This is a genomic window from Nocardia sp. CA-119907 (genome assembly GCF_050955995.1).
GTDB lineage: Bacteria > Actinomycetota > Actinomycetes > Mycobacteriales > Mycobacteriaceae > Nocardia.
The window spans coordinates 1,756,715-1,782,551 of sequence record NZ_CP192091.1 but is presented as its reverse complement, the minus strand read 5'-3'; the positions used below and the strand labels follow the sequence as shown (position 1 = coordinate 1,782,551).

The 25,837-nt window shown below is 66.5% G+C and carries 26 protein-coding genes; 10 read left to right on the top strand and 16 right to left on the bottom strand.

The annotated features are described in order from the left end of the window. Positions 1 to 13: 13 nt before the first annotated feature. Positions 14 to 1,306, bottom strand: a complete 1,293-nt coding sequence (locus ACQP2D_RS08175; RefSeq protein ID WP_433683095.1) for an acetyl-CoA C-acyltransferase — start codon at positions 1,304 to 1,306, stop codon at positions 14 to 16. A 347-nt stretch (positions 1,307 to 1,653) separates the two neighbouring features. On the opposite strand from ACQP2D_RS08175, the gene ACQP2D_RS08170 reads away from it, so the two are divergent. The 3 genes from ACQP2D_RS08170 (at position 1,654) to ACQP2D_RS08160 (ending at position 3,386) form a co-directional block, all read left to right on the top strand. Further along, positions 1,654 to 2,358, top strand: coding sequence for a helix-turn-helix domain-containing protein (locus ACQP2D_RS08170; protein WP_433683094.1), 705 nt, complete (start codon positions 1,654 to 1,656; stop codon positions 2,356 to 2,358). A gap of 12 nt (positions 2,359 to 2,370) precedes the next feature. After that, a complete protein-coding gene (locus tag ACQP2D_RS08165) occupies positions 2,371 to 2,787 on the top strand; it encodes a hypothetical protein (RefSeq protein ID WP_433683093.1) in 417 nt (138 codons plus the stop codon). Positions 2,788 to 2,861: 74 nt separating this feature from the next. Beyond that, positions 2,862 to 3,386: a hypothetical protein gene (locus ACQP2D_RS08160; RefSeq protein WP_433683092.1), complete on the top strand. Its 525-nt coding sequence runs from the start codon at positions 2,862 to 2,864 to the stop codon at positions 3,384 to 3,386. Positions 3,387 to 3,499: 113 nt separating this feature from the next. Here ACQP2D_RS08160 and hpf read toward each other — a convergent pair whose 3' ends face one another. The 15 genes from hpf to cofD all read right to left on the bottom strand — a co-directional run bounded on the left by hpf (position 3,500) and on the right by cofD (position 18,712). Further along, positions 3,500 to 4,207: a ribosome hibernation-promoting factor, HPF/YfiA family gene (gene hpf, locus ACQP2D_RS08155; RefSeq protein ID WP_433683091.1), complete on the bottom strand. Its 708-nt coding sequence runs from the start codon at positions 4,205 to 4,207 to the stop codon at positions 3,500 to 3,502. Positions 4,208 to 4,452: 245 nt separating this feature from the next. After that, positions 4,453 to 5,097: a ComF family protein gene (locus ACQP2D_RS08150; RefSeq protein ID WP_433683090.1), complete on the bottom strand. Its 645-nt coding sequence runs from the start codon at positions 5,095 to 5,097 to the stop codon at positions 4,453 to 4,455. A gap of 79 nt (positions 5,098 to 5,176) precedes the next feature. Then, a complete protein-coding gene (gene lpqB / locus ACQP2D_RS08145) occupies positions 5,177 to 6,994 on the bottom strand; it encodes an MtrAB system accessory lipoprotein LpqB (protein ID WP_433683089.1) in 1,818 nt (605 codons plus the stop codon). A 2-nt stretch (positions 6,995 to 6,996) separates the two neighbouring features. Further along, positions 6,997 to 8,847, bottom strand: coding sequence for an MtrAB system histidine kinase MtrB (mtrB, locus tag ACQP2D_RS08140; RefSeq protein ID WP_433685580.1), 1,851 nt, complete (start codon positions 8,845 to 8,847; stop codon positions 6,997 to 6,999). A gap of 74 nt (positions 8,848 to 8,921) precedes the next feature. After that, a complete protein-coding gene (gene mtrA / locus ACQP2D_RS08135; RefSeq protein WP_433200345.1) occupies positions 8,922 to 9,599 on the bottom strand; it encodes an MtrAB system response regulator MtrA in 678 nt (225 codons plus the stop codon). A gap of 78 nt (positions 9,600 to 9,677) precedes the next feature. Then, positions 9,678 to 10,319 (bottom strand): dTMP kinase, encoded by a 642-nt coding sequence (locus ACQP2D_RS08130; protein WP_433683088.1) that lies wholly within the window; start codon positions 10,317 to 10,319, stop codon positions 9,678 to 9,680. A gap of 67 nt (positions 10,320 to 10,386) precedes the next feature. After that, positions 10,387 to 11,871, bottom strand: a complete 1,485-nt coding sequence (ahcY, locus tag ACQP2D_RS08125) for an adenosylhomocysteinase (protein WP_433683087.1) — start codon at positions 11,869 to 11,871, stop codon at positions 10,387 to 10,389. A gap of 68 nt (positions 11,872 to 11,939) precedes the next feature. Next, a complete protein-coding gene (locus ACQP2D_RS08120) occupies positions 11,940 to 13,010 on the bottom strand; it encodes an alkane 1-monooxygenase (RefSeq protein WP_433683086.1) in 1,071 nt (356 codons plus the stop codon). A gap of 278 nt (positions 13,011 to 13,288) precedes the next feature. After that, complete coding sequence (locus ACQP2D_RS08115) at positions 13,289 to 13,909, bottom strand: TetR/AcrR family transcriptional regulator (protein WP_433685579.1); 621 nt, start codon at positions 13,907 to 13,909, stop codon at positions 13,289 to 13,291. Positions 13,910 to 13,948: 39 nt separating this feature from the next. Next, positions 13,949 to 14,131, bottom strand: coding sequence for a rubredoxin (locus ACQP2D_RS08110; protein ID WP_063047281.1), 183 nt, complete (start codon positions 14,129 to 14,131; stop codon positions 13,949 to 13,951). Beyond that, a complete protein-coding gene (locus ACQP2D_RS08105) occupies positions 14,128 to 14,301 on the bottom strand; it encodes a rubredoxin (protein WP_433683085.1) in 174 nt (57 codons plus the stop codon). The genes ACQP2D_RS08110 and ACQP2D_RS08105 overlap by 4 nt, the downstream gene beginning before the upstream one ends. Positions 14,302 to 14,303: 2 nt before the next feature. Next, the gene (locus ACQP2D_RS08100) at positions 14,304 to 15,542 is read right to left on the bottom strand and encodes an alkane 1-monooxygenase (RefSeq protein ID WP_433683084.1); all 1,239 of its coding nucleotides are present in this window, start codon (positions 15,540 to 15,542) and stop codon (positions 14,304 to 14,306) included. 236 nt (positions 15,543 to 15,778) lie between these two features. Next, complete coding sequence (locus ACQP2D_RS08095; RefSeq protein ID WP_433683083.1) at positions 15,779 to 16,297, bottom strand: NUDIX hydrolase; 519 nt, start codon at positions 16,295 to 16,297, stop codon at positions 15,779 to 15,781. Positions 16,298 to 16,328: 31 nt separating this feature from the next. Next, on the bottom strand, positions 16,329 to 17,696 hold the full coding sequence (locus tag ACQP2D_RS08090) for a coenzyme F420-0:L-glutamate ligase (RefSeq protein ID WP_433683082.1): 1,368 nt from the start codon (positions 17,694 to 17,696) through the stop codon (positions 16,329 to 16,331). 17 nt (positions 17,697 to 17,713) lie between these two features. Then, on the bottom strand, positions 17,714 to 18,712 hold the full coding sequence (gene cofD, locus ACQP2D_RS08085; protein WP_355176996.1) for a 2-phospho-L-lactate transferase: 999 nt from the start codon (positions 18,710 to 18,712) through the stop codon (positions 17,714 to 17,716). 528 nt (positions 18,713 to 19,240) lie between these two features. Here cofD and ACQP2D_RS08080 point away from each other — a divergent pair. From ACQP2D_RS08080 to ACQP2D_RS08050, 7 genes are all read left to right on the top strand, one after another. Then, positions 19,241 to 19,474, top strand: a complete 234-nt coding sequence (locus ACQP2D_RS08080) for a WhiB family transcriptional regulator (RefSeq protein WP_029901515.1) — start codon at positions 19,241 to 19,243, stop codon at positions 19,472 to 19,474. A 185-nt stretch (positions 19,475 to 19,659) separates the two neighbouring features. After that, the gene (locus ACQP2D_RS08075; protein WP_354959585.1) at positions 19,660 to 20,139 is read left to right on the top strand and encodes a metallopeptidase family protein; all 480 of its coding nucleotides are present in this window, start codon (positions 19,660 to 19,662) and stop codon (positions 20,137 to 20,139) included. Between the two features lie 94 nt (positions 20,140 to 20,233). Then, positions 20,234 to 20,614 (top strand): DUF3499 domain-containing protein, encoded by a 381-nt coding sequence (locus ACQP2D_RS08070; RefSeq protein WP_433685578.1) that lies wholly within the window; start codon positions 20,234 to 20,236, stop codon positions 20,612 to 20,614. A 60-nt stretch (positions 20,615 to 20,674) separates the two neighbouring features. After that, positions 20,675 to 22,045 (top strand): phosphomannomutase/phosphoglucomutase, encoded by a 1,371-nt coding sequence (locus ACQP2D_RS08065; protein WP_433685577.1) that lies wholly within the window; start codon positions 20,675 to 20,677, stop codon positions 22,043 to 22,045. Between the two features lie 239 nt (positions 22,046 to 22,284). Next, positions 22,285 to 23,508 (top strand): tobH protein, encoded by a 1,224-nt coding sequence (locus ACQP2D_RS08060; protein ID WP_433683081.1) that lies wholly within the window; start codon positions 22,285 to 22,287, stop codon positions 23,506 to 23,508. After that, positions 23,508 to 24,728, top strand: coding sequence for a mannose-6-phosphate isomerase, class I (gene manA / locus ACQP2D_RS08055; protein ID WP_433683080.1), 1,221 nt, complete (start codon positions 23,508 to 23,510; stop codon positions 24,726 to 24,728). Before ACQP2D_RS08060 ends, manA begins: the two co-directional genes overlap by 1 nt. Before the next feature lie 172 nt (positions 24,729 to 24,900). Then, positions 24,901 to 25,821 (top strand): cation diffusion facilitator family transporter, encoded by a 921-nt coding sequence (locus ACQP2D_RS08050; RefSeq protein ID WP_433683079.1) that lies wholly within the window; start codon positions 24,901 to 24,903, stop codon positions 25,819 to 25,821. Positions 25,822 to 25,837: the final 16 nt, after the last annotated feature.

The following is a 25,837-nucleotide window of genomic DNA, read 5'->3' as shown; positions in this document are numbered from 1 at the left end:
TTCAGGTCCTACGTCAGACGCGCTCCAGCACCGCCGATGCGCCGATGCCGCCTGCGGCGCAGATGCCGAGGAGGGCGGCGCTTTTGCCGGTGCGGGCCAACTCGGTGGCCATTGTGGTAACCATGCGCGCGCCGGTCGCACCGAATGGATGGCCGAGTGCGACCGAGCCGCCGTGCACATTGAGCTTGTCGATATCGACCTCGCCGACGGCGCTATCGCGATCGAGGCGGTTCTTGGCCCACTCGTCGCTGTTCAGTGCGGCCAGCACCGACAGCGTCTGGGCGGCGAAGGCCTCGTGGATATCGACGAAATCGATATCGCCCAGCGACATTCCGGCCTTATCGAGGGCACGCGGCATGGAGATGGCCGGACCGATCAACACCTGGTCGGTCGGGTCGACGCTGACATAGCTCCACGACCGGAACGCGGCCAGCGGGCGATAGCCGAGGGCATGCGCGGTCTCCTCACTCATCAGCAGCACCGCCGACGCACCGTCGGTCAGCGGGCTGGCATTGCCCGCGGTGACGCTGCCGTCGCGGGCGAAGACCGGCTGCAGCCGTGCCAACTTCTCGACGCTGGTACCCGCGCGCACCAATCCATCGCGGGTGATATCCGCGCCGTCCGGCGTACGCACCCGCAGCACCTCGTCATCGAAGCGACCCGAATCGATGGCCGCGGCGGCACGGTGATGCGAACGCGCCGCGAATTCGTCCTGATCCGCGCGGCTGATCCCGTGGATGCGGGCCATCTTCTCCGCCGATTCCCCCATCACCTCACCGGTGGTGCGTTCGGCGATCTTCGGTCGGCTCGGCAGCAGGTCGGTGAACGGCGCGAGCTGACGCGCGGCCGCGAGGTAGTCCTTCGGCTTCGGCTTGCCCAGCGCCAGCGGCGCCCCGGCGTGCACCAGCTTCTGCGGCAACTTCACCTCGGCATTGCTGGTCGAATCGCTGCCGCCGGCGATCATGATGTCGTATTCGCCGCGCTCGATCGCCGCGACGGCCGAGGTGATCGCCTGGAGTCCGGAGGCGCATGCCCGCGTCACCGTGTACCCCTCGCACCCGGCGTCGAGACCGAGATCCAAGGCGATCTCGCGCGCGATATTCGGCGCCGCACTCGGCAGGATCACCCCGCCCCAGACAATGGCCTGCACCTGCGCGCCGGGCAGCCCGGTCCGCTCCAACAGCCCGCGCACCGCGGCATCGGCCAGCGCGATCGAATCCATCCGCGTGTAATCGGTGAACGCCTTGAGGAACGGCGTACGCGCACCGGAGACGATGACGGCACGGCGAGCAGCATCGGTAGCCATGGGGTTGTCCTCCTCGAGAGACCTACCCCACAAACTTACTCGGAAGTAAGTTCAAGGTCCAGGCCCGACGTACCCGGCTCAGCGATCCCCTCCAAATGCCGCTGAGCCGGGACGCCGGTACACCCGAAACGAGCCTGCGCTCAACCGGTCCCGGCCTGCGGCGCGCCGTTGCGCAACAGACCGGGAGCGCCCGTCCCGGCGAACGCCCCTGCTCGTTCCGGAACCTGCAAGGCCGACGTCGACACTCTTCCGGCGCAAGGAAACGATAGCAATCTTTCCATTAGTTTTTCAAATCTTTTCTATGAAGTTGTCTTTTCACCCGAAAGCGCTCTAGCATGAGCCTCACTATGCAGAGCCCTTCGGAGCTGTCGCGACATAAGCGCTTCGGCCGAATCATCAAGGAGCGCCGAGACGAACTCGGCCTGACACAGATGCAGATCGGTGATCTGGGAGGGCCCTCGGCGCCGACGATCCGCAAGATCGAAGATGGCGACGCGGCGATCAGCACGCACACTCTGAACAAACTCGACGCGCCCCTGCGCTGGCTACCCGGCAGTGCGGCACGCACCTACGCAGGCGGCGACCCGACCGCGCGCGAGGGCGCGGCGCATACCGCGAGCACCGACGAGTCGATCGTCTCCGGACCCGATTCGATCCGCTTCGAAATATCGGATCTGACCGGGCTGCTCGCGGCTTCCGGTCGGCTCAACGACGCGGTCGAACGCGTCCGGACCACCGAACCCCAACTGCTGTTGGCCATTTCGGAGCTGAACGACGTCGTCTCTCGACTGTCCGCGCGCTATGCCACCGCAATGCTGGAACGCAACGGCGGCCCGGGGCGCCCCCTGCACCCCTTGGTCGCCATGGCGTTCTCCCACTTGCTGGACGTGCCAGCCGAATCGAGCGATCCCGCCGAACTACTGGAACGCCGCTATCGTCGCTGGCTGGCCGGGCGCGTGGAGGATGTGGACGCCAGCACCGAGGCCAGATTCCGCGCGCGCTGGCTGGCAGCCAATCCGGGTGCGGCAGCGATTCGAAACGGCAAGCAGTAGAGGGCGACGCAGATGACCGACGATGCGACGAATCGAGCGCGACTGACGCTCAGCCACAAGGTGAATCGACTTTTCGCGACCGTGCACCCACGTTCGGAGCCAGAGCGCACGACCGCCTCGGTCGCCGAACAGGTCGGCACCCAGCTGGGCCGCACCATCCCGGCGGCCCAGCTCGACCGGTTGCGCCGAGGTGAATTCGACTCCACACCAGTCAAATCCGACCTGCTCGCCGCGATCGCCCACTGCTTCGGGGTGAGCGCGGACTATCTGACCACCACCGGTGCGGTGGCGGCCGCGATCGATCGCGAACTCGAACTGCTGGCCACCATGCGGGACGCCAATGTCGCCAGCATCGCGTTGCGCGGCTCCGATGTCGATCTCACCGCATTGGCCACCCTCATCGAAAGTACGGACCAACCCGCACGGTGACCGCGGACCGGGCAGTTTCCGACGGCTGGGTTAGCATCGTGAGCTACCCGCAGCGCTGTAGGAGATCGCCACGAATGCCCGGTATGGAGAACCGGTTCCGGGAGGTATCCCGGGACGTACCGATACCGTCCCCCTGGAATCTGAGCACCTACCTCGATGCCGTCGCCGACCATCGAGGCCGCACCATCACCCTGCAACCGGTGGACACCGCACTGCTCGCCGGCACCGGCTGCGGCACCGGCAGCGGTCTGTGGATTGCCAAGCGCGACAGCGACATCATCGTCTACGGCGCCGATACCACCGAATGGCATGCCGAGCACATCATCGTGCACGAACTGGGCCATATGCTGCTCGGCCACGGACCGGAATCGGCGACCGAGACATCCGCGCCGACCCCGCGACCGCTGTCGGCCATCGCCGAACTGCTGCCATCGATCTCCCCGGAGTCCATCGCATATGTGCTGGGGCGCAGCGATTATGAATCCGCGCGCGAACGCGATGCGGAGACCTTCGCCGACCTGGTCATGCTGGCGGCCATGCGCCCGCAACGCCGAGATTCCTTGCTGCACAGAACCTTTTTCCGAGACCGACGACGCTGATCGTCCACACGGCAACCGCGCCGGACGCCATCCCGATCCGGACAGCGGCTCCCGCAACGAAAAATCTCCGGGCACCCAGCTCATCGGCTGAATGCCCGGAGAAGCGGGGGAGCCTACGCGAGCCGGATCAGGCCGTAGTCGAATGCGTGGCGACGATAGACGACCGACGGTCGGTCGGTCTCTTTATCCTGGAATAGGAAGAAGTCGTGGCCGACGAGCTCCATCTGGTAGAGCGCATCGTCGACCGACATCGGGGTCGCACTGTGCACCTTGGTCCGCACGATGTGGCCGGGACCGGCCGCGTAATCCTCGGCTTCGGTTTCGGCGGGCCGACGGCCCTCGACCTCAGGATGTTCGTGTGCCGCGGCGGTCTCGTGCAGCGGTGCGAACAGCGAATCGTCGATCAGATCAGCGGTAGCCTCGGCCACCGATACGGGGGTCTTGTCCCCATAGTGCACCCGGCGCCGATCCTTCGTTCGGCGCAAACGACTCTCCAGCTTCCCGGTCACCGATTCGAGGGCAGCGTAGAAGCTGTCCGCACAGGCCTCTGCCCGGACGACCGGGCCCTTGCCGCGCGCGGTGATCTCGACGCGCTGGCAGGCCTTGCGCTGACGACGGTTGCGTTCGTGGAACAACTCCACATCGAAAAGGAAGATCGACGGATCGAAGCGCTCGAGACGGGAGAGTTTCTCCGCGACGTAAATTCGAAAATGGTCGGGAACCTCGACATTGCGGCCCTTCACCACGACATCGCCGCGAGGCGCTCGAGGTCGGTCCGCTACGGGTTCGGCTGTCTCCTCCAAGGTGCTGTCAGCCAGCACCGACGACTGGGCCTCTTTAACAGAGGGGGCAACTTTCACTGAAGGTCGTGAAGAAGTCGTCACGCGTACCTCCCGGATATGGCCGCACAGACCTACGTGCGTGCGGCGGGATTAGCCGTGCCGATAGACACTCTCTCGGCACATGATGTCCGAGGCGCCACCTCCAAACTCCCGGTTCGGGTGTGTGATCGCGACGCTAGTACGCCAACGGGCGGTCCGCCAGTGTTCACGCAAATTTCCCGGAGTCAAGCCGAACACGTCACCAGCACGGCACATACCGGCACCCCTGTCCGGCCGAGCACACGGACCGATTCGCGGGCCGTCGCGCCGGTCGTCAGCACATCGTCGACCAACACGACCTCGGCATTCGCCGGGATTTCCGGTACGGCGCCGGCACCTGGCACGGCCACCACGTGACCGCGCATATTGTGTTGGCGCTGACTGACTGTCAAGCCCACCGAATCCCGCACACCCCACCACACCCGCAACATCGGTACCACCCGGCAATCCGGCAGCCACCCCGCCGCCGCCCGCGCGGTCCGGACCACCGGATCCCCGCCGCGGCGTCGTGCGGCCACCCGCCGGCTCGGGGCCGGGATCAGTACCAGCGGCCGCGAACCGGCGCGCAGCCGCGTCAGACCGGTCGCCAGCGCCAGGCCCAACGGCTCCGCGAGATCGCGTCGCCCGCGCTCCTTCACCGCGAGCACCGCCCGTCGCGCCGGACCCGCGTACGGGCCGAGCGCCCAGCACGGCACACCGGGATCGGTGCGCGGTCGCACCCGCACCGGCGGCCGGGCCAGCGTCGCCGCGCAGTCGGCACACCAGCCGACCCCGACCGCACCGCATCCGGCGCAGTCCATCGGCAGGATCAGATCGAGCAGTGTCCGCATCGCATGAGTCTGCGCCCACCCACCGACAGGTTCACACCGGCCGAATGCCCTGTCGCCGCGCTCATTTCGCGGCCGCCGGTCAGCCGGGCAGTACCGGGACCGAGTTCTCGCCATTGAGGCCGGGCACCTCGCGCCAGAAGCGGTCCGCGGTCTGATCGCTGTACTGGAGCTGGAGCACCGCGCGCGAATCTCCCACGTACTCGGCTTCCGGCGAGGCACTGACCACTCGAACGGGAGCGGTCAGATTCTGGCTGATCTGCGGGGTCGGCTGCGATCCGTCGATCGACACAGTTGTCAGCGGATCGACATTGCCCTCCCTCGCGATCACGATGGTTTCTTCGGTAAGCCAGCTCAACGACACCGCCCGTGTGCTGAGGGTGAGCGCTAGTTGCAGCGGCGAGGTGAGCGCGTACTTGCCGTCCGGGCGCCGTTCGACCACCGCGACATAGACCTTGCCGTCGGCGATGAGCGCCGCACGCACGCCGGTGCGGGAGATCCGCAATTCGGTAATCGGCAGTCGCAGCGCCGACCCCTGCGTCGAGGCCGTCAACGCCGAGATATCGACCTCCTGCACCGAGACCGTCCCGGTGCCGCGATCGGTGACCGCCCGGATGACCCGCTCCCCATCGATGACGGCCCAGGCCGCGGTGCCATCGACATTCCAAGACGGTCGGCTGATCGTCGAACCCTCGGCGACCGGGAAGGCATTGCCGCCGTAGCTGCCGACCATCAGCGTGCGCGGCGGTCCCGGCGGGGGCCGTCCGGCGTCGGCGACCGCGGCGACCAGTTGTCCGTCCGGCGAGAGCCCGACCGACTGCAGATTGTTCACCGCGCCGAAGTAGCCGGGCGGGGTGATCATGCCGCTGTCGGTGACCTGTACCAGCGAACCGTTGCGCAGGGCGTGCAGCCCGATCTGGTTGCGCCCGTACACGGCCGGGCTGAGCTGTTCGACGTCGGCGACCGACCAGCCGTTGGCGGCGAAGCGATCGTCGAACGGTTTACCGTCGGCGAGCAGCATGTACGGGCCGAGGATTTCGGCGCCCGCCAGCGTGAGCACCACCTGTCCGGCCAGTAGCTCCTTATCGCGCGGAGACAGTCCGGACGCGCCCGCGAAATCGATGCGCACCCCGCCGAGTCCCACCCCGACGTTGTTGTCGTCGCTATTGGGTTTGGTGATCGGGCCGCGCAGGGTCACCGGTGGCGCGAGTTCATTGCGGACCACCGAGGCGAGTGCGGGCTGGGTGCCCTCGGTGAGCAGGCTGAGCAGCCGCTGGGCCAATTGGTTCTTGGCCACCGAGATCCAGCGCAGATCCGGGACGACCGAGGTGCTGGACGGGTCCACGAAGTACAGCACGTAGCGGCGGTAGGACTTGGCGAACGCGGTCTGCTCCATCACCACGCCGTCGGGCAGCTCATCGATGCGCCACTCGCCGTCGACCTTGGTCATCTCGATCTTGTTTTCCAACGGCGCGTCGATGGCACGGTAGGCGCCGTCGGCGGCCAGCTCGCCGACCTTGTGCGCCCGGATCACGTAGGTCGCCTTATCGCCGGAGCGCGATTCGCGCAGCGTATCGGCCTTGTCCACGATCAAGGTGCCAGCGGCGTCGTCCCACTGCGCCGACGCCGACGGGGTCATGTACTGCCTCGCGGCCAGGTGCCGATTGGCCGGATCCGCGGTGGCCTGCAGGAAGTCGCGCAGCAGCAGGTCCGGATCGCGACCGGCGATGGGCGGCGGCGGCCCGTCGGAGGTGGGCTGGCGATTGATGGTGCCCAGCGCCTGGGGTGCGGAGGATTCCGGCAGGCTCGCGCATCCGGTGAGCACCAGCAACGCCGCGGCCGCCGCCGCGCCGAGCGCGGACAGCCGCAGCGAAGTGCGCCTCGGATACCAGCTGCGCATCCTCATGACTGTACGTCTCCGCCGTCACCGGGCACGCTGTGCCCGGCCTGCCGCGGTTCGGCGCTGTCGCCGTCGGAGGTGGCCGTATCGGGCACTGATCCCACGCCACTGCTGGCGCTCGGCGCGACACCGTTCGATTCCGAATCGGTGTCCGTCGAATCCGGGGCGGCGGTCGGGGTCGCGTCGGCCCCGTTCGTCTCGACTCGGATCACCGAAGCCAGGTCCGTGACGTTGCCCTCGGTGGCCGGTTGCGGATCGACCGGTTCGGGATCGACTCGCGGCGCGGGCAATGCCTTGCGCAGCACCGGTTCCAGCGGCAGCGGGCTCGCGCCCATCTTCTTCCCGCGCACCAGCGGCAGGGTCAGCCGGAAGCTCGCGCCGATGCCGATCTCGCCCCATGCCTCGAGCTTGCCCTCGTGCAGATTCGCATCCTCGACGCTGATCGACAGACCGAGTCCGGTGCCGCCGGAACGCCGCATCCGGGATGGGTCCGAGCGCCAGAACCGGTTGAAGACCAGCTTCTCCTCACCGGGCCGCAGACCGACACCCTGGTCGCGCACGATCACCGCGACCGCATTGGCCTCGACATCGCCACGCATCCGAATCAGCACCGGCTTGCCCTCGCTGTGGTCGATCGCATTGGCGAGCAGATTGCGCAGCACCCGTTCCACCCGGCGCGGGTCGACCTCGGCGACCAGCGGCTCCTCCGGCATATCGATGACGACCTCGACACCGGACTCCTTGGCCAGATGCCGCACGGTGGAGATCGCGGCCCGCGCGCACATCCGCACGTCGAGCGATTCGACCTGCAATTCGGCCACACCGGCATCGTGGCGACTGATCTCGAGCAGATCGTTGAGCAGCCCCTCGAACCGGTCGAGTTCGGTGACCAGCAGTTCGGAGCTGCGCGCCAGGGCCGGATCCAGATCGTCGCTGCTGCCGTGGATGAGGTCCGCGGCCATGCGGACGGTGGTCAGCGGGGTCCGCAGTTCATGGCTGACATCGGAGGTGAAGCGGCGCTGCAGATTTCCGAACTCCGCCAACTCGCTGATCTGGTTGGACAGACTTTCGGCCATTTCATTGAAGGCTTGGGCCAGCCGCGCCATATCGTCCTCGCCGCGCACCAGCATGCGTTCCTTGAGCCTGCCGTCGGCGAAGCGGCCGGCGATCCGGGCGGCCGAGCGGATCGGCAGCACCACCTGCCGGGTGACCAGCGCCGTGATCGCGGCCAGCAGCACCAGTAGTACGACGCCACCGATCATCATGGTGCCGCGCATCAGCGAGAGGCTGCGCTCCTCGTTGGCCAGCGGGAAGATCAGATAGATCTGCAGCGTCGGAATCTCCGCGCTCGGGCTGCCGATGATCAGCGACCGGCCGTGATAGCCGTCCGGATCCGAGACCGTGGCGAACTGGTAGCTGACCTGGTTGCGCGCGACGAATCGGCGCAACTCCTCGGGCACCTCCTGGATCGGCCCGGTCGAGATCAGCTGCTGCGGAGTACCGCCGACCAGACTCAGCGCCGAGTCGAAACTGCCTGCGACCCCGGTGGATTGACCGGTCCCGCCGCGGTTGGACAGCGCATTGCGCGCATCGATGAGACGCTGCTGCTGGGTGCCGATATCGTGCACACCGGCCAGCTGGCTCTCCACCGTATTGCGGGCACGATCCATCTCCTCGACCGCGCCGTTGATCTTCGCGTCGATCAGCCTGTCGGTGATCTGACTGGTCAGCACCACGCCGAGGATCGTGATGACGATCAGCGACAGGGTGAGTGTGGACACGATGACGCGCAATTGCAGCGAACGCCGCCATACATGGCCGAGTGCGCTGCCGACTTCCTTGAGCCAGGCCACCACCGGCGCGAGGGATCGTTCGATACGCTGCACCACCGTGGGCGAGGCGGTCGAACGATCCGCGTCGCCTCCGATCACGGGGGTCCGGCCTTGTAACCGACGCCGCGGACGGTCAGCACGATCTCCGGATTCTCGGGATCCTTCTCGACCTTCGCCCGCAGCCGCTGCACGTGGACGTTCACCAGACGGGTATCGGCGGCGTGCCGGTAGCCCCAGACCTGCTCGAGCAGCACCTCACGGGTGAAGACCTGGCGCGGCTTGCGGGCCAGCGCGACGAGCAGATCGAACTCGAGCGGCGTCAGTGAGATCTGCGCGCCACCGCGGGTCACCTTGTGTGCGGGCACATCGATGACGATATCGGCGATGGAGAGCAGTTCGGCGGGCTCCTCCTCGGTGCGGCGCAGGCGGGCACGCACGCGGGCGACGAGCTCCTTCGGTTTGAAGGGCTTGACGATGTAATCGTCGGCCCCGGACTCCAGACCGAGCACGACGTCGACCGTATCGGTCTTCGCCGTCAGCATGACGATCGGAACTCCCGAGTCGGCCCGCAGCACCCGGCATACATCGATGCCGTTCATGCCGGGCAGCATCAGGTCCAGCAGCACCAGATCGGGGCGGAGCTCACGAACCGCCGCCAGCGCCTGCGTGCCGTCGCCGACCACATGCGGGTCGAACCCTTCCCCGCGCAAGACGATCGTGAGCATCTCAGCGAGTGCCATATCGTCGTCGACGACCAGAATCTTCGGCTTCATAACTACTATGTTGTCATCTCTCGGGCTCGGAACGGGCCGCCACGCCAACACTGGTGCAATCCCGCCGCACATCCAACCTTATCCGGCAACAATTTCGGCCACTCGGGCAGCCAGCGTCGCCGGATCGTCACCGGATCGGTATCTCCACCACGGCCCGTACCAGTCCCGTTCGGCCAGCTCACGGTACACCTCGCCGGTACGCCGCTGCAGACCGCCGTCGCGCTCGTAGGCATCGAGGGCACGGGTCCGATCGAGTTCGCCACGCAGCCGGGCACGCTCGGCCGCGACCTCGGTCGGCACGTCCAGCAACAGCTGCAGCGTCGGCACCGGCAAATCCAAGCGACCGAACTCCAATTCGCCCACCCAACGGACGATTTCACCGTCGGCCGACTGCTGCATGCGGGCGGCCGAATAGGCGGCGTTGGAGGCCACGTAGCGGTCCAGGATCACGATGTCATTGTCGGCCAACAGCTTCGACAACTCATCACGGGCGTCCGCCCGATCCAGCGCGAACATCAGCGCCATCCCGTGTACCGAATCGGCGAGATCGCCGTGGCCACCACGCAATGCCTCGGCCGCGAGATCCGCGTGGATCGACCGCTCGTAACGTGGAAAGGCGAGCGTTTCCACGCGCAGGCCCTTCGCGCGCAGCTCCGCGGCAACGCCATCGATCAGCGTCCGCTTCCCGGCGCCGTCGAGACCCTCCACCGCAATCAGCACGAATCCTCCGCCAAATCAGTTGCCGCCTCGGCCCGTCGGCCCATATCGGGCCGACGGGTAACCCTACTCAGTAGCGGTAGTGGTCGGGCTTGTACGGGCCCTCGACATCGACGCCGATGTACTCGGCCTGATCCTTGGTGAGCTTGGTCAGCGTGCCGCCCAGCGCCTCGACGTGGATACGCGCGACCTTCTCGTCCAGATGCTTGGGCAGACGGTAGACCTCGTTATCGTATTCGTCCGGCTTGGTCCACAGCTCGATCTGGGCGATCACCTGGTTGGAGAAGCTGTTCGACATCACGAACGACGGATGTCCGGTCGCATTGCCGAGATTCAGCAGCCGCCCCTCGGACAGTACGATGATCGACTTGCCGGACTCCTTGAAGGTCCACAGGTCGACCTGCGGCTTGATATTCAATTTCGTTGCGCCGGAACGCTCCAGCGCCGCCATATCGATCTCGTTGTCGAAGTGACCGATATTGCCGAGGATGGCCTGGTCCTTCATCGCCTTCATGTGGTCGAGGGTGATGATGTCCTTATTGCCGGTCGAGGTGATGACGATATCGGCCTGGCCGATCGCCTGCTCGACGGTGACAACGTCGTAGCCGTCCATCAGCGCCTGCAACGCGTTGATCGGATCGATCTCGGTGACCTGCACCCGGGCACCCTGTCCCGCAAGCGATTCCGCGCAGCCCTTGCCGACATCGCCATAGCCGCAGATCAATATCTTCTTGCCACCGATCAGCACATCGGTGCCACGGTTGATGCCGTCGATGAGCGAATGGCGGGTGCCGTACTTGTTGTCGAACTTGGACTTGGTGACCGAGTCGTTGACATTGATCGCCGGGAACACCAGCTCACCCGCCGCCGCGAACTGATACAGCCGCAGTACGCCGGTGGTGGTCTCCTCGGTGACGCCCTGCACCGATTCGGCGATCTTGCCCCACTTGGTCTTATCGGTGTCGAAGCGCTCACGCAGCAGGTTCAGGAAGACCTTGAACTCGGTCGAGTGGTCCTCGTCCTCCGGCGGCACCACACCCGCCTTCTCGAACTGCGCGCCGCGCAGCACGAGCATGGTGGCGTCACCGCCGTCGTCGAGGATCATATTCGCGGGCTCACCCGGCCAGGTCAGCATCTGCTCGGCGGCCCACCAGTACTCCTCCAGGGTCTCGCCCTTCCAGGCGAAGACCGGGGTGCCCTTGGGCTCGTCCACGGTGCCGTGCGGGCCGACGACGACGGCCGCCGCGGCGTGGTCCTGGGTGGAGAAAATGTTGCACGAGGCCCACCGGACCTCGGCGCCGAGCGCGGTCAGGGTCTCGATCAGCACCGCGGTCTGGATGGTCATGTGCAGCGAACCGGAGATGCGGGCACCCTTGAGCGGCAGCACCTCCGCGTACTCGCGACGCAGTGCCATCAAGCCGGGCATCTCGTGTTCGGCGAGGCGGATCTCCTTGCGGCCGAAGTCGGCCAGCGACAGGTCCGCCACCTTGTAATCGATGCCGTTGCGGACATCGGCGGTCAGGGACGTGCGTGCGGGAAGTTCTGAGGTCGTCATCTGCCTCTATCAGCCTCTCCTGGTTCGTCAGTACCGACCTAAGGCTAGCCGCTGCCGGACCAGGGGAACTACGCGGTCACGCCGTATGTCGTCAGGATCCGGCGGCGCTTGCGCGGCTGAATATTCGCCAGGGTGACGTCGCCGCCGTAATGGGCCAGCACGCGGTGATCCATGATGGCGCGCCAGAGCGGCGGGATGGCCGCGAACACGATCATGGACAGGTATCCCGCGGGCAGCTGCGGCGCCTGCATCGAACTGCGCAGGGTCTGATAGCGGCGCCCAGGATTGGCGTGGTGGTCGCTGTGCCGCTGCAGGTGGAACAGGAAGATATTGGTGACCAGGTGGTCACTGTTCCAGCTGTCTCGCGGCGAGCAGCGCACGTAGAGGCCATTGGGGCGGCGCGCCCGCAGCAGTCCGTAGTGCTCGATGTAGTTCACCGTCTCCAGCAGCATGACGCCGATCACCGCCTGCAGTGCCAGATACGGCAGCACGCGCCAGCCGAAGACCGCCAGCAGCGTGCCGAACAGCACCACGCTCATCGCCCACGCCTGCAGGATGTGGTTGTCCAGACTGAACCAGCGTTTGCCCTTGCGGGTGAGGCGCTCGCGTTCGAGCCGGATGGCAGAGCGGTATCCGCCGGAAATGCTGCGCGGCAAGAACTCCCAGAGCGATTCGCCCAGCCTGGCGCTGGCCGGATCCTCCGGCGTCGCCACCCGCGCGTGATGACCGCGGTTGTGCTCGACGAAGAAGTGTCCGTATCCGGACTGCGCGAGCGAGATCTTGGCCAGCCAGCGCTCCAGATGTTCGACCCGATGCCCGAGTTCGTGCGCCGCGTTGATGCCGATACCGCTGACGAACCCGAGAGTCGCCGCGAGCCCGAGCTTGTCGAGTACGGTCAAGTCCTCGCCCGCCCACATATAGCTGGCGATGAGTAGGCCGATCAACTGGACCGGCAGGAACAGGTAGGTGCACCAGCGGTAGTACCGGTCGTTGGACAGCAACTCGTAATCCTCGTCGCGCGGATTGGTGCCGTCCACACCGACGGCCCAGTCCAGCACGGGGATGACGATCAGCACGATGATCGGCCCGATCCACCAGAAGACCGGCGCACCGGTATGCAAGACCAGCTGTGATGGCAACAATGCGATCGCAGGAGCGACCAGTCCGAGGACCCACAGGTGGCGTTTAGGGTCGGGAGACCCCGCCGGTTTGCCCGCCGTTTGCACGTTTGCCCCGCTAAATAAGTACCCTAACTCCGACGCATGACAATACATACAGACTTTACGACCGTTACACAGCGGCTCGCCGTCGAAAGATGTCAGCAGTTACATCCCTGCCGGTTGGTTTTTAAGCACCTTCACATGCGACCGCGCTCACGGCACACCCACCGCAAACAGTCAATTTCCCACGAGTGGGGTCAGCGCTGTTCTTGCGACGCCAGAATCGCCTCGACGTACGGACTGAAAACGGCACTCAATTCGGCGGGCGCATTGCGCCCGGGCGCGGGCGGCGTCGGGATATAGCTCAGCGCGATCCGCACCAAAGCCTGGGCCAGCACATCGGATTCGGTGGCCGTCGCCTGCACCCAGCTGTGCTGGAAGGCGATGGACAGCCGTGCGGTGGCATGTTCGAGCAACGGCTCGGCATCAAGGGTGATGAGCCGCAACAGATCCAGCTTCACCTCACCGGCGACCAGCGACCGCACCAGCGGATCGGCGGCGGCCGCCTCGAAGAAATCACGCAGGCCCTCCTCGAATGCGGCGCGCGGATCGTGAATATTGCCGTCGATCGCGGAGCCGACATGATCGACCAGATCGTCGGCAAGGCGCAGCGCGTAGGACTGCGCCAGCCCGGCGCGCGAACCGAATTCGTTGTAGAGGGTCTGTCTGCTGACCCCGGCCCTGGTGGCCACATCGCCCAGGGTGATCTTCGACCAGTCCCGTTCGGTCAGCAGCTCGCGCATCGAATCCAGGACAGAGGTGCGCAGGAGTTCCCGCGCCGCCTCCTGATAGGAAACCCTCGGTCCGGTGCGCGGCATACCCGCGAGGTTGTCACGGGTGGTTGCCGCAGTCAAAATTCACGACCGTTCGATCTCGACCATGTAGAAGTCGGCCTTGGCCGCACCGCAGTCCGGACAGGTCCAGTCGTCCGGAATATCGTCCCAGCGGGTGCCCGGCTCGATTCCGTCCTCCGGCCAGCCCTTGGCCTCGTCGTACTCGAAACCGCACTGGATGCATTGGAACAGCTTGTATTCGGTCATTTCGGAACTCCCAAGGGTTCGAAGTCGATCTTCTCGCGCACACCGCAATCGGGGCAGCACCAGTCATCGGGAACCGTTTCCCATGCTGTGCCCGCCGGAAACCCTTCGTGCGGTGCGCCTTTCAGCTCGTCGTAGACGTAATCGCAGACGGGGCAACGAAATCTGCTCATGATCACGCCTCCGCGCCGGGCGTACCGTAGCGCGCGATCACCTTGTCCCGCTTGCCCGGATGGATATTGGCACGGGTGATGTCGCCGCCATAGTGCGCGATCACCCGCTTGTCCATCACGCGCCGCCACAGCGGCGGGAAGTAGGCGAGCAGGATCATGCTGGCGTAGCCGCTCGGCAGATTCGGCGCACCGTCCCAACTGCGCAGCGTCTGGTAGCGCCGGGTCGGGTACGCGTGATGATCGCTGTGCCGCTGCAGGTGGTACAGGAAGATATTGGTGACGATGTGGTCGCTGTTCCAGCTGTGCACCGGGGCGGGCCGCTCGTACCGGCCGGATGCGGTGCGCTGGCGGACCAGGCCGTAATGCTCCAGATAGTTCACCGCCTCCAGCAGGCTGAAGCCGACGATCGCCTGCAGGATCAGATACGGCAGCAGGCCGATTCCGAATACCGCGAGCAGCACCGCGTACAGCGCCACCGACATCAGCCAGGCGCTGACAACTTCGTTCTGCAGGCTCCACGGCTTCTTGCCGAGGCGCTCGAGCCGGGTCCGCTCCAGGCGCCACGATGAGATCAGGCTGCCCCAGACCGTGCGCGGCCAGAAGGCCCAGAATGTTTCGCCCACCCGGGAACTCGCCGGATCCTCCGGCGTCGCGACGCGCACGTGATGGCCGCGGTTGTGCTCGATGTAGAAGTGGCCGTAGAACGACTGGGCCAGGGCGATCCGCGACAGCCAGCGCTCCAGATCGACCTTCTTGTGGCCGAGTTCGTGCGCGGTATTGATGCCGATACCGCCGATCATGCCGACGGTGATGGCCAGGCCGATCTTGTCGACAATGTGCAGTCCGCCGTCGATGCCGAGCCAGCTGAGGTTGTCCGCCGTGATCAGGTAGGCGCCCATGAGCAGCGTCGCGTACTGGAACGGCAGGTAGAGGTAGGTGAGGTAGCGGTAGTACTTGTCGTTCTCCAGGTACTCCATGACCTCATCGGGCGGATTGTCACCGTCCGGGCCGAAGAAGATATCGGCCAGCGGGATCACCACATAGACCAGCACCGGGCCCAGCCAGAACGGCACCTGGGCCAGTCCGTGCCAGCCGAATTCATTGAACGCCCAGATCAGCGGCAGGCCGATGGTGAAGAGGCCGGTCGGCGCGAACAGCCCCCACAGCCACAGATAGCGCTTGCGGTCGCGCCAGTCGGTTGCCTCGACCCGAGGGCCGGACGCATGAGTTTCCGTGGACATCGTTGTCTCCTCATCAAAGCGGCACATCACATGTGATGTGCAGTACCACTTAAGATTTACAATAGAGATCAATCTGTCTCTCGTCTAGACAAATCGGACAATTTGTAAAGACTGGCGGATACGGCAAACCGGACATCGCGCGAGCGCGGCACGCCCGATACGACAATCGCCACGTCACCCCGGCGAAGGCGGGATCACGCGGCGATCGGGTGCGGTATCTAGAGCGGTTCGGCCGCTCAGCGCAGCAGGACGTCGGCGTTGTCGGGCAGCGCGTCGACCGGCCACCAGCGCAGGTCGGTGGACTCGTGGCTGCGGATCGGGACGGCGCCGGCCGGTGCCACGACGCGGAACAGCAGATCGAGGTGCCTGGTCGGGCGGCCGAGCGAGCAAGTGATCGGATGCGCTTGCGCGCCGTACAGTTCCGGATCCATGCGCAGGCCCGTCATACCGGACTCCTCGGTGGCCTCGCGCAGCGCGGCGGCGGCCACCGTCTCATCCCCTTCCTCGCAGTGCCCGCCGAGTTGGATCCAGCGGCCGACGCGCGGATGCAGGGTCAGCAGGACCTCGCGTTCGTCATGGGAGAAGACCACGGCCGAGGCGGTGATGTGACCGGGTGCGTGCTCACGCAGACATCCGCGCGGCGCGGATCCGAGGAATGCCAGCATCGCCTCCCGCAGCGATGCGTCGGTGCCCGTCGCGGGCCGCCACGATTCGAGCAGCGCCGTCGCCGAGGCGTGTAGCGAACTGGCGCTCACTCGTCCACTCCGAGAGCGAATTCCCGAACGCTCACAGCTCGACCAGACCGGGGCCGGGGCCGAAGACCGGGCGGGGGGTCAGTTCCTCCACGGGATGACCGATGGCGATGGCGCCGAGGGGATTCCAGTCGTCGGCGAGGCCGAGCACGTCGCGGGTGATTTCCGGGGCGAAGATGGTCGACCCGATCCAGCAGCTGCCGATGCCCTCGGTGGCCAGCGCGACGAGCAGCCCCTGCACGGCCGCGCCCACCGCGACGGTGAACATGGTCCGTTCATTACCGCGCCGACGCTCATCCGGATAGTCGTGCGCACCGTCGGGCACGCAGAACGGGATGATCACCTCGGGTGCGTCGAAAAGGATTCGGCCGCGCGCGATTCGGCGTTCCACCCGCTCCGGGTCGAGCCCGTCGGCGGTCAGATCGGCCCGCCACCGCTCGGCCATGGCCTCCAGCAGTTGGACGCGCAGTCCGGGCTTGCGGACCCAGACGAAGCGCACCGGGCGGGTGTGATGCGGCGCCGGCGCGGTGAGCGCCTTGGCGACCGCGGCGCGGATGCTTTCCGGATCGACCGGGGTGTCGGCGAATTGCCGGACCGAACGGCGCAGCAGCAGCGCCTCGGCGCGCCCCCGCTCGATCGCCTCGGCCGTACCGAGCCAGAACAGGTCATCGATGCCGCCGCGCAACAGGTCCGCGGCGGAGGATCCGTCATCGGTGACCGGCAGTCCGCGCACCACCGCGACCGGGACGCCGCCGAGTTTGCCCTTCACCAGATCCGCGGCGGCGGCCAGCTCGTCGGCCACCGCGACCTGGGTGACGTGCAGTTCATTGCCCTGTCCGTCGACCGCGCCCGCGTAGTCGTGCAGCACCCGCAGACCCGATGCGCCGATGGCGGTATCGGTCTGGCCATTGCGCCAGGCCCGGCCCATGGTGTCGGTGATGAGCACCGCGACCCGCACGCCGAGCCGCTCCGACAGCGCTGTCCGCAGCGCCTTGGCGCTCCCGTCCGGATCGGCGGGCAGCAGGACGAGTTCACCCTGCTCGACATTGGATCCGTCCACCCCGGAGGCGGCCTGCACGATGCCGAGCTTGTTCTCGGTGATCAGTGTGCGGCCCTTGCGCGCGAGCACGCGCACCGCCTCCTGTTCGACCAGCGCGCGCCGGGCGCTGTCGCGCTCCTCGGGATCCAGCGGCGCCTCGACGATGCGCCCCTCCGCCTTGGCGACGATCTTGCTCGTGACGACCAGGATGTCGCCATCGGCGAGCCATGGCGCGCAGGCGGCGATGTGCTCGCCGATGTCATCACCCGGCCGGAACTCCGGCAGTCCGGCGATCGGCAGGATGCGCAACTCCCCCGCCGCGTGGTCGACCGGTCCGTTCGCGTCGACGGTCCGCTCGGTCATACCGTCACCTTCCTGACTCACGGCTTGACTCCCGCCAGATCCAATGCCTCCCGGACCATTTCAGCGGTGGTCGGAGGATCGGTCATCAGCAGTGGCACGCTGCGCACCTCCACACCGGGCACATCCGCGGTATCGGTGGTGTGGATCAGCCACCCGTCCAGGATGCCGGTGGCCGAGCGCGCGCCATAGTAGCGCCCGATCGCCTCGGCGGTGGTCTCGACGCCGATCACCGAGAGGCATTCATCGGCCATGCCGCGCAACGGCTTCCCGTCGATCACGCCGGAGATGCCGATCACCTTGGCCTCGGTGGTGCGCAGCGCACCGCGAATACCGGGAACCGCGAGGATGGCGCCGATGCTCACCACCGGGTTGGACGGGGCCAGCAGCACGGCGTCGGCCTCCGCTATGATCTGCGTCACATTTGGGGCCGGTTTGGCCTCATCTGCCCCAATTGTGGCGAATCCGTGCGTCTCGATGTCCGCGCGGTAGCGAACCCACCACTCCTGGAAATGGATCGCGCGGCGTTCGCCAGGGTTGTCGGGGTCACTGACAACAACGTGGGTTTCGCAGCGATCGTCGGTTGCCGGGATGAGTTTTACGCCCGGCTGCCACCGGTTGCACAACGCCTCGGTGACCGCGGAGAGCGGGTATCCGGCGCGCAACATTTCGGTCCGAACCAAGTGTGTGGCGATATCGCGGTCCCCCAAACCGAACCAATCCGGCTGGGCGTGATATTTGGCGAGTTCTTCCTTGGCATGCCAGGTTTCCGCGACCCGGCCCCAGCCGCGTTCGGTATCGATGCCACCGCCGAGGGTGTACATGCAGGTATCGAGGTCGGGGCAGATCCGGAGGCCGTGCATCCAGACGTCGTCACCGACATTGACGATGGCGGAAACGTCCGCATCGGGCAGCAGTTCCCGGACGCCCTGAAGGAAGCGCGCGCCGCCGACCCCGCCCACCAGGACGGCGATCTTGGGGCCACTGGCGGGTGCGGTGTCCGCTTGTTGTGGAGTCACATCGACACAGCCTATGCGCTGCCGGAGCGGCCGCGGTTCATCCCGTATTTGCTGCTTATTTGCTATTCCGCGTTCAAGATCAGCTATGGAATGCGGTTGCGGATAGTAACGGAATTGCGACGGCGGCTTGACCATCGACACGTCCGGCGTGTCTAATCACAGTCATGTCATTTCGGGTTCGCGCGAGAGTTCAAGGCGCGGACGGCTTTTCGAACAGGTGTTCGCACCGGGGTGGCAAGCTCGGGGATGTCCGCGGGACAACGTCGCGGGGTACGGCCGTCGGTGTGCGTGTTGGTCCGACGGAAAGAATCAATCTGCGCTAACACACAGTGAGGAGGCGGAGCGATGGCCAATGAGCTGGCCCCTTCGGGCATGCCGGGCGGCGTATCGCAAACCGATTCCACAGCAGGCGCAGCACGTGGCGTCTGCGCAGAGATCGGTCGGATCGAACCGGATCGGATCGAGCCCGAGATGACCGACGGAGTGACAGCACCCCGGCTCAGTGTGGTCGTGACGGGCTTCGATGAGATGTTCGAATCCATCGAGGAGCAGTGGCAGGAACGTGCCCTGTGCGCACAGACCGATCCGGAGGCGTTCTTCCCCGAGAAGGGCGGCTCGACCCGTGAGGCCAAACGGATCTGCATGGGCTGTGAGGTACGCGACGAGTGCCTGGAATACGCACTCGCACACGATGAACGCTTCGGCATCTGGGGCGGCCTCTCCGAACGGGAGCGGCGCCGCCTGAAGCGCGGCATCGGCTAGAGACCTGGGGCATGCCCCGGAGTTGCCCGCGAGTACAGCGCGTCGTCGACCCGACAGCTGCTTCGCTGGCGCATGGGTGACTCCGGGACACGCCCAGACGTCGAACCCCGTACCGCACCGTCCGCCGCCGACGCGCCAGTGGGGCGGCGAAGGTGCGGGGCGGCGAATTGGCCTAAGTTTTAATCATGGCCCGTTCACGCAACCGTCGTCCACCGACCGCACGTTCGGTGATCCGCCGTGGGCGCGGGGTGCGCGGGCCGATGCTCCCACCGACCGTGCCCGCGTGGCGCACCAGGGGGCAGCAGTTCGACCGACTGGTCCTCGAGGCCTTCGCACCGCTGGACACCCGCTGGCACGATCGGCTGACCAAACTCGATATCGCGGTCGACGATGTGCCGAAAATCCGTCCGCTGCACCCAGATTCGGTCACCTGGCCGGATGAGGTGGTGGCCGACGGACCGGTGCCACTGTCGCGGCTCATACCGGCCGGTGTGGACCGGCACGGCGTGGCCACCCGGGCCCGAATCGTGTTGTTCCGCAAGCCACTCGAATTGCGCGCGGGCGATCCGGACGATCTCGTCGACCTCCTGCGCGAGGTGCTCGTCCAGCAGATCGCCACCTATCTCGGCGTCGATCCGGACATCATCGATCCCGAGGGCGCGTAACCACGCCGAGAACTCGCGCCCGAAAACGCCGAATCCTTAGCGTGTCTGAGCACATCGCGGCGTCGAGGGGGTTACTCTCATCGGCGTGATCCCCATGCGTCGTTGCTGCCGACCAGGTTGCAAGAATCCCGCTGTTGCGACGCTCACCTACGTCTACTCCGATTCGACCGCGGTGGTCGGGCCACTGGCAACGGTGGCCGAACCGCATTCCTGGGATCTGTGTGAAACACATGCTTCCCGCATCACCGCGCCAAAGGGTTGGGAGATGGTGCGCCACGAGGGCGGATTCTCTTCCACCACACCGGATGACGACGATCTGACGGCATTGGCCGAAGCGGTCCGCGAGGCCGGATTGCGCCGCCGTCCCCCGGAGCACGACCAGCGTGGCTACTCCGACTACGCTCCGCCTCCGCCGCGGGCCACCCGCACCGGCCGCCGCGGGCACCTTCGAGTCCTGCCGGACCCGCCCAACTGAGGTCGGGGCGGGACCGTGTCAGCGGCGTCGGTGGGAGCCACTAGTGTGGTCACCATGACAGTGGCCCGCTCTGCCGAATTCGTGAACGCGGTGATCAAGGCGTATGACGTTCGCGGTGTCGTCGGTGAACAGATCGACGGTGAATTCGTCAAGGATGTCGGTGCCGCGTTCGCGCGGTTGATGCGCGCCGAGGGCGCGACCCGCGTGGTCATCGGACACGACATGCGTGAATCCTCACCGGAACTCGCCGCCGCCTTCGCCGACGGCGCACTCGGCCAGGGCCTGGATGTGGTGCATATCGGCCTCGCCTCGACCGATCAGTTGTACTTCGCCTCCGGTCGCCTGGACTGTCCCGGCGCGATGTTCACCGCCAGCCACAACCCGGCCCGCTACAACGGCATCAAGCTCTGCCGCGCGAAAGCGCTTCCGGTTGGCCAGGACACCGGCCTGGCGACCATCAAGGACGAGGTGATCAACGGTGTCCCCAGCTACGACGGCACGCCGGGCAGCGCCACGAAGCTGGAGCTGCTGACCGACTACGCGAAGTTCCTGCGCGGGCTGGTCGATCTCGATGATGTTCGCCCGCTCACGATCGCGGTGGACGCTGGCAACGGCATGGGCGGACACACCGTGCCCGAGGTGCTCGGCACCGTGGCACAACTGAAGGTGGTGCCGCTCTACTTCGAACTGGACGGCTCGTTCCCCAACCACGAGGCCAATCCGCTCGATCCGAAGAATCTGGTCGATCTGCAGGATCTGGTCCGCAAGTCCGGCGCCGATATCGGCCTGGCCTTCGACGGCGACGCCGACCGCTGCTTCGTGGTCGACGAGAACGGCGACCCGATTTCGCCATCGGCGATCACCGCACTGGTCGCCGAGCGGGAGCTGGCCAAGGAGCCCGGCGCGGTCATCATCCACAACCTCATCACCTCGCACGCGGTCCCCGAGCTCGTGCACGAACTCGGCGGCACTCCGGTGCGCACCCGGGTCGGCCACTCGTTCATCAAGCAGGAGATGGCGGCCACCGGCGCGGTATTCGGCGGTGAGCACTCCGCGCACTACTACTTCCGCGATTTCTGGGGCGCCGACTCCGGCATGCTCGCGGCATTGCACGTGCTTGCCGCGCTCGGCGAGAACGATCGGCCGATCTCGGAACTCATGTCGTCGTACGAAACGTATGCGGCGTCCGGCGAGATCAACTCGACGGTGGCGGACGCGAAGGAGCGGACGATGGCTGTGGTGGAGGCATTCGGGGATCGGGCCGTCTCGGTGGACCGGTTGGACGGGGTCACCGTTCAGCTCGCCGATGACGCCTGGTTCAATCTGCGCGCGTCGAATACCGAACCGTTGCTGCGACTGAACGTCGAGGCCCGGTCAGCGGAGGAAGTAGACGCACTCGTAACCGAGATCCTGAGCATCGTCCGCTCCTGACTGGGATAGTGGAATTACGTCGGAATGGAATCACATGCTCAGGATTCGACGACTGGGGAAGTAGACGGCTCAGCCCTATGCCGAGATCCTGAGCATCGTCCGCTCCTGACTGGAATAGTGGAATCACAGACGATGGATTCGCCCGACCTGGGCGCCCGTGTCGATCTCTCGGAGTCGACAGCCCAGGTGGGAGCAGGGCGGGACCGCACACTGCGCGATGAGGGGAGGTGGGACGCCCGATGATCGCTGGAACACCGGTGCTCGACCTCGACGATGCCGCTTCACTCGAGGCGGCCGATGTCGGCGGCGCCCTGCGCTCCGCCGCATCCGGTGGCGCGCAGGTGCGCGCGACCGCGGCAGCCGTCGGTGAGGACGCGCTCGCGCGCCTCGCCGATCTGCGACCACGCAGCGTGGTGCTGGTCTCCGGCGCGGGCCGGGCCGCACGCGCCGCCAGCCTCATCGTCGCCGCGCTCGGCGATCGCGCGGGCCTGCCCGTGGTGCCGGTCGCCGCGCTTCCGCCGTGGGTGGGACCGTTGGACGTGGTGCTCGTCGCGGGCGACGACGCCGGTGATCCCCGGCTGATCGACGCGGTCGACCGCGCGCAGCGCCGGGGCGCCGAGGTCGTGGTCGCCGCGCCGCACGAAGGACCGCTGCGTGCCGCGGCGGCCGGGCGTACGTCGCTGCTGGTGCCACGGATTCCGGTCCTCGACCACAACCGTCTGCTGCGCTTCCTCGCGGCCTGTATCGCGGTGCTGCGCATCGTCGATCCGGCCCGTTCGGGTGCGGTCGTACCCGATCTGACCGAACTGGCCGACGTGCTCGACGCCGAGGCGTTGCGCGATGGTCCGCACAACGAGGTCTTCCACAATCCGGCCAAGACGCTGGCCGCGCGCATGCAGCAGCGCGGCATCGTGCTGGCCGGGGACTCCCCTGCCGCCAACGAGCTGGCCGAGCACGGTGCCGAGGTGCTGTTGCAGTCGGCGGGCAAAGTGGCCACTGCGGTGGCGCTGGCCGAGGCCGTCGCCGCCAATCCCCGGATGGTCGAGGCCGCCGGGCAAACCGCGCCGAACTTCGATCCGCTGTTCCACGACGAAGAACTCGACGGACCCGCACCGGTGGAGCGGATCCGGATCTTCGTGCTCAGCGCGGATCTCGATCAGGCGGCGGCGCGGCGCAGGCTGGCCGTCTTCGGCGGTGCCGGATCGGGTCTGGTCGACGCCGATCTGGTGAGCGCGGATGTGGAGGTGCTGCACACCTCGCTCACCGATCCCACCGCGCCCGCACCGGCCAGGGTGGATGAATCGGGCGCACCCCTGCCCGGCACCATCGGCCATGCCAGTGAACTCGAACAACTCGCGGTGCTCGCGCTGCGCTTGGAGATGGCCGCGGCCTATCTGCGGCTGATCGGCGCGCGCGGCGATGCGAACCCGGCCACGGACCAGCTCGACGGGGGACGCTACTAGTGCACGAACTCGTTGGTGCGCTGCGTTCCTATGCCTGGGGTTCTCGCACCGCACTCGCTCGGTTGTGCGGCCGACCGGTCCCCTCCGCGCATCCGGAGGCGGAACTGTGGTTCGGCGCCCATCCCGCCGATCCGGCGTATGTCCGCATCGAGAACAGCACCCGCTCCCTGCTGGAGTTGGTCGCGGCCGATCCGGAGCACGAACTCGGCCCCGCCGCACCGGAATTCGGCGGGCGACTGCCGTTCCTGTTGAAGATCCTCGCCGCCGAGGAACCGCTGTCGCTGCAGGCGCATCCGAGTTCGGCGCAGGCGCGTGCCGGATTCGAGCGGGAAAACAATGCACGGGTGCCACTGGATTCACCGATGCGCAACTACCGCGATGAGAATCACAAGCCCGAATTGGTGGTGGCGCTGGACCGGTTCGAGGCGCTGGCCGGATTCCGGGATCCACATCGCACGGTCGCACTGCTGCGCGCACTGGATGTGCCCGGGCTGCGCTCCTACGCGGATCTGCTTGCCGCCCAACCCGATTCGGCCGGACTGCGGACCCTGTTCACGACCTGGATCACGCTGCCGCAGCACGTGCTGGCCACGCTGCTGCCCCAGGTGCTCGATGGCTGCGTGCGCTATCTGTCGGTCAAGGGCAGTCGCGAGTTCACCGCCGAGGCGCGCACCGCACTCGAACTCGCCGAGGCCTATCCGGGCGATGCCGGGGTGCTGGCCGCGCTGCTGCTCAACCGGTTGACCTTGGAGCCGGGACAGGGGTTGTTCCTGGCGGCGGGCAATCTGCACGCGTATCTGCGCGGGCTCGGTGTGGAGATCATGGCCAACTCCGACAATGTGCTGCGCGGCGGTCTGACGCCCAAGCACGTCGATGTGCCAGAGCTATTGCGGGTGCTGGATTTCGAACCGATCGATCTGCCGGTAGTACTGCCGGAACCGGCGGGCGACGGGTCGGTGCGCTATCGGACACCCGCACCGGAATTCGCGCTGCGGCGGTTCGATCTGACCGCCGGGTCCGGACAGGTGCCGCTGACCTCGGCGGGTCCCGGAATCGTGCTGTGCACGGCGGGGACGGCGCGGCTGCTGCAGGGTGGGACCTCGCTGGTATTGGGGCGCGGTGCGGCGGCGTGGATATCGGCTGCCGACAGCGAGATTCGCGCGCAGGCCGTGGAGGGCGACGCGCAGTTGTTCTGCGCTTGTGTAGGTGGCGCCGCCTGACCTATCGCACAGCCAGCTCGTTAGGCTGATCGTTCGACGGCACGCCTACGCAACCACAACGGAGCGAGTCTTACGAGCGACGTTCGCGGCCCGTCTCGCGTCCGAGATACTCGGGACCGCGAACACGCAGCGCCGCAGGTGCTGCAAATCCAACACAGGAGGAAGTCCACACATGTCGGCTGGTGGTGGCAAGAAGGCGATTCTCGCCGCGTTGTCGGCGAACGCGGGGATCGCGGCGGCCAAGTTCGTCGGCGCATTCATCACCGGTTCGGGATCCATGCTGGCCGAGGCGGTGCACTCGGTCGCCGATACCGCCAACCAGGGTCTGCTGCTGCTCGGTCAGCGCCGCGCCGCACAGGATGCCGACGAACTGCATCCGTTCGGATACGGACGCAATCGCTACTTCTACTCGTTCATCGTGGCGCTGGTGCTGTTCACCCTCGGCTCGATCTACGCCATCTACGAAGGCGTGCACAAGATCCAGCATCCTGAGGAGCTGAGCAATCCGATCGTCGCGATCGTCATCCTGTTCATCGCTATCTGCCTGGAGGGTTACAGCTTCACCACCGCGATGCGGGAATCCATCCCGCTCAAGGGAAATGCGAGCTGGTGGCGGTTCATCCGCAACTCACGCAGTCCCGAACTGCCGGTGGTGCTGCTCGAGGACACCGGTGCCCTGGTCGGTCTGGTCTTCGCCTTCGGCGCGGTCGGGCTGACCATGCTCACCGATGATCCGGTCTGGGATGGCATCGGCACGCTGGCCATCGGCGGACTGCTCGGCGTCATCGCGCTGATCCTGATCGTGGAAATGCAGAGCCTGCTGATCGGTGAGGGCGCGACTCCGGAGGAGGACAGGGCGATCCGCGCCAACCTGGTCGACGGCAAACGCATCGACCGGGTGATCCACCTCAAGACCCAGTATCTCGGTCCCGAGGAGATCCTGGTCGCGGCGAAGATCTCGATCGTGCCCGATCTGGATATCGCCGATATCGCCGCGGCCATCGACGATGCCGAGGCACGGGTCCGGACCGCCGTACCCGCCGCACGGGTGATGTATCTCGAGCCGGACCTCTACCGCAGGCAGACTGTCTGACGGGCACGTCACCGCA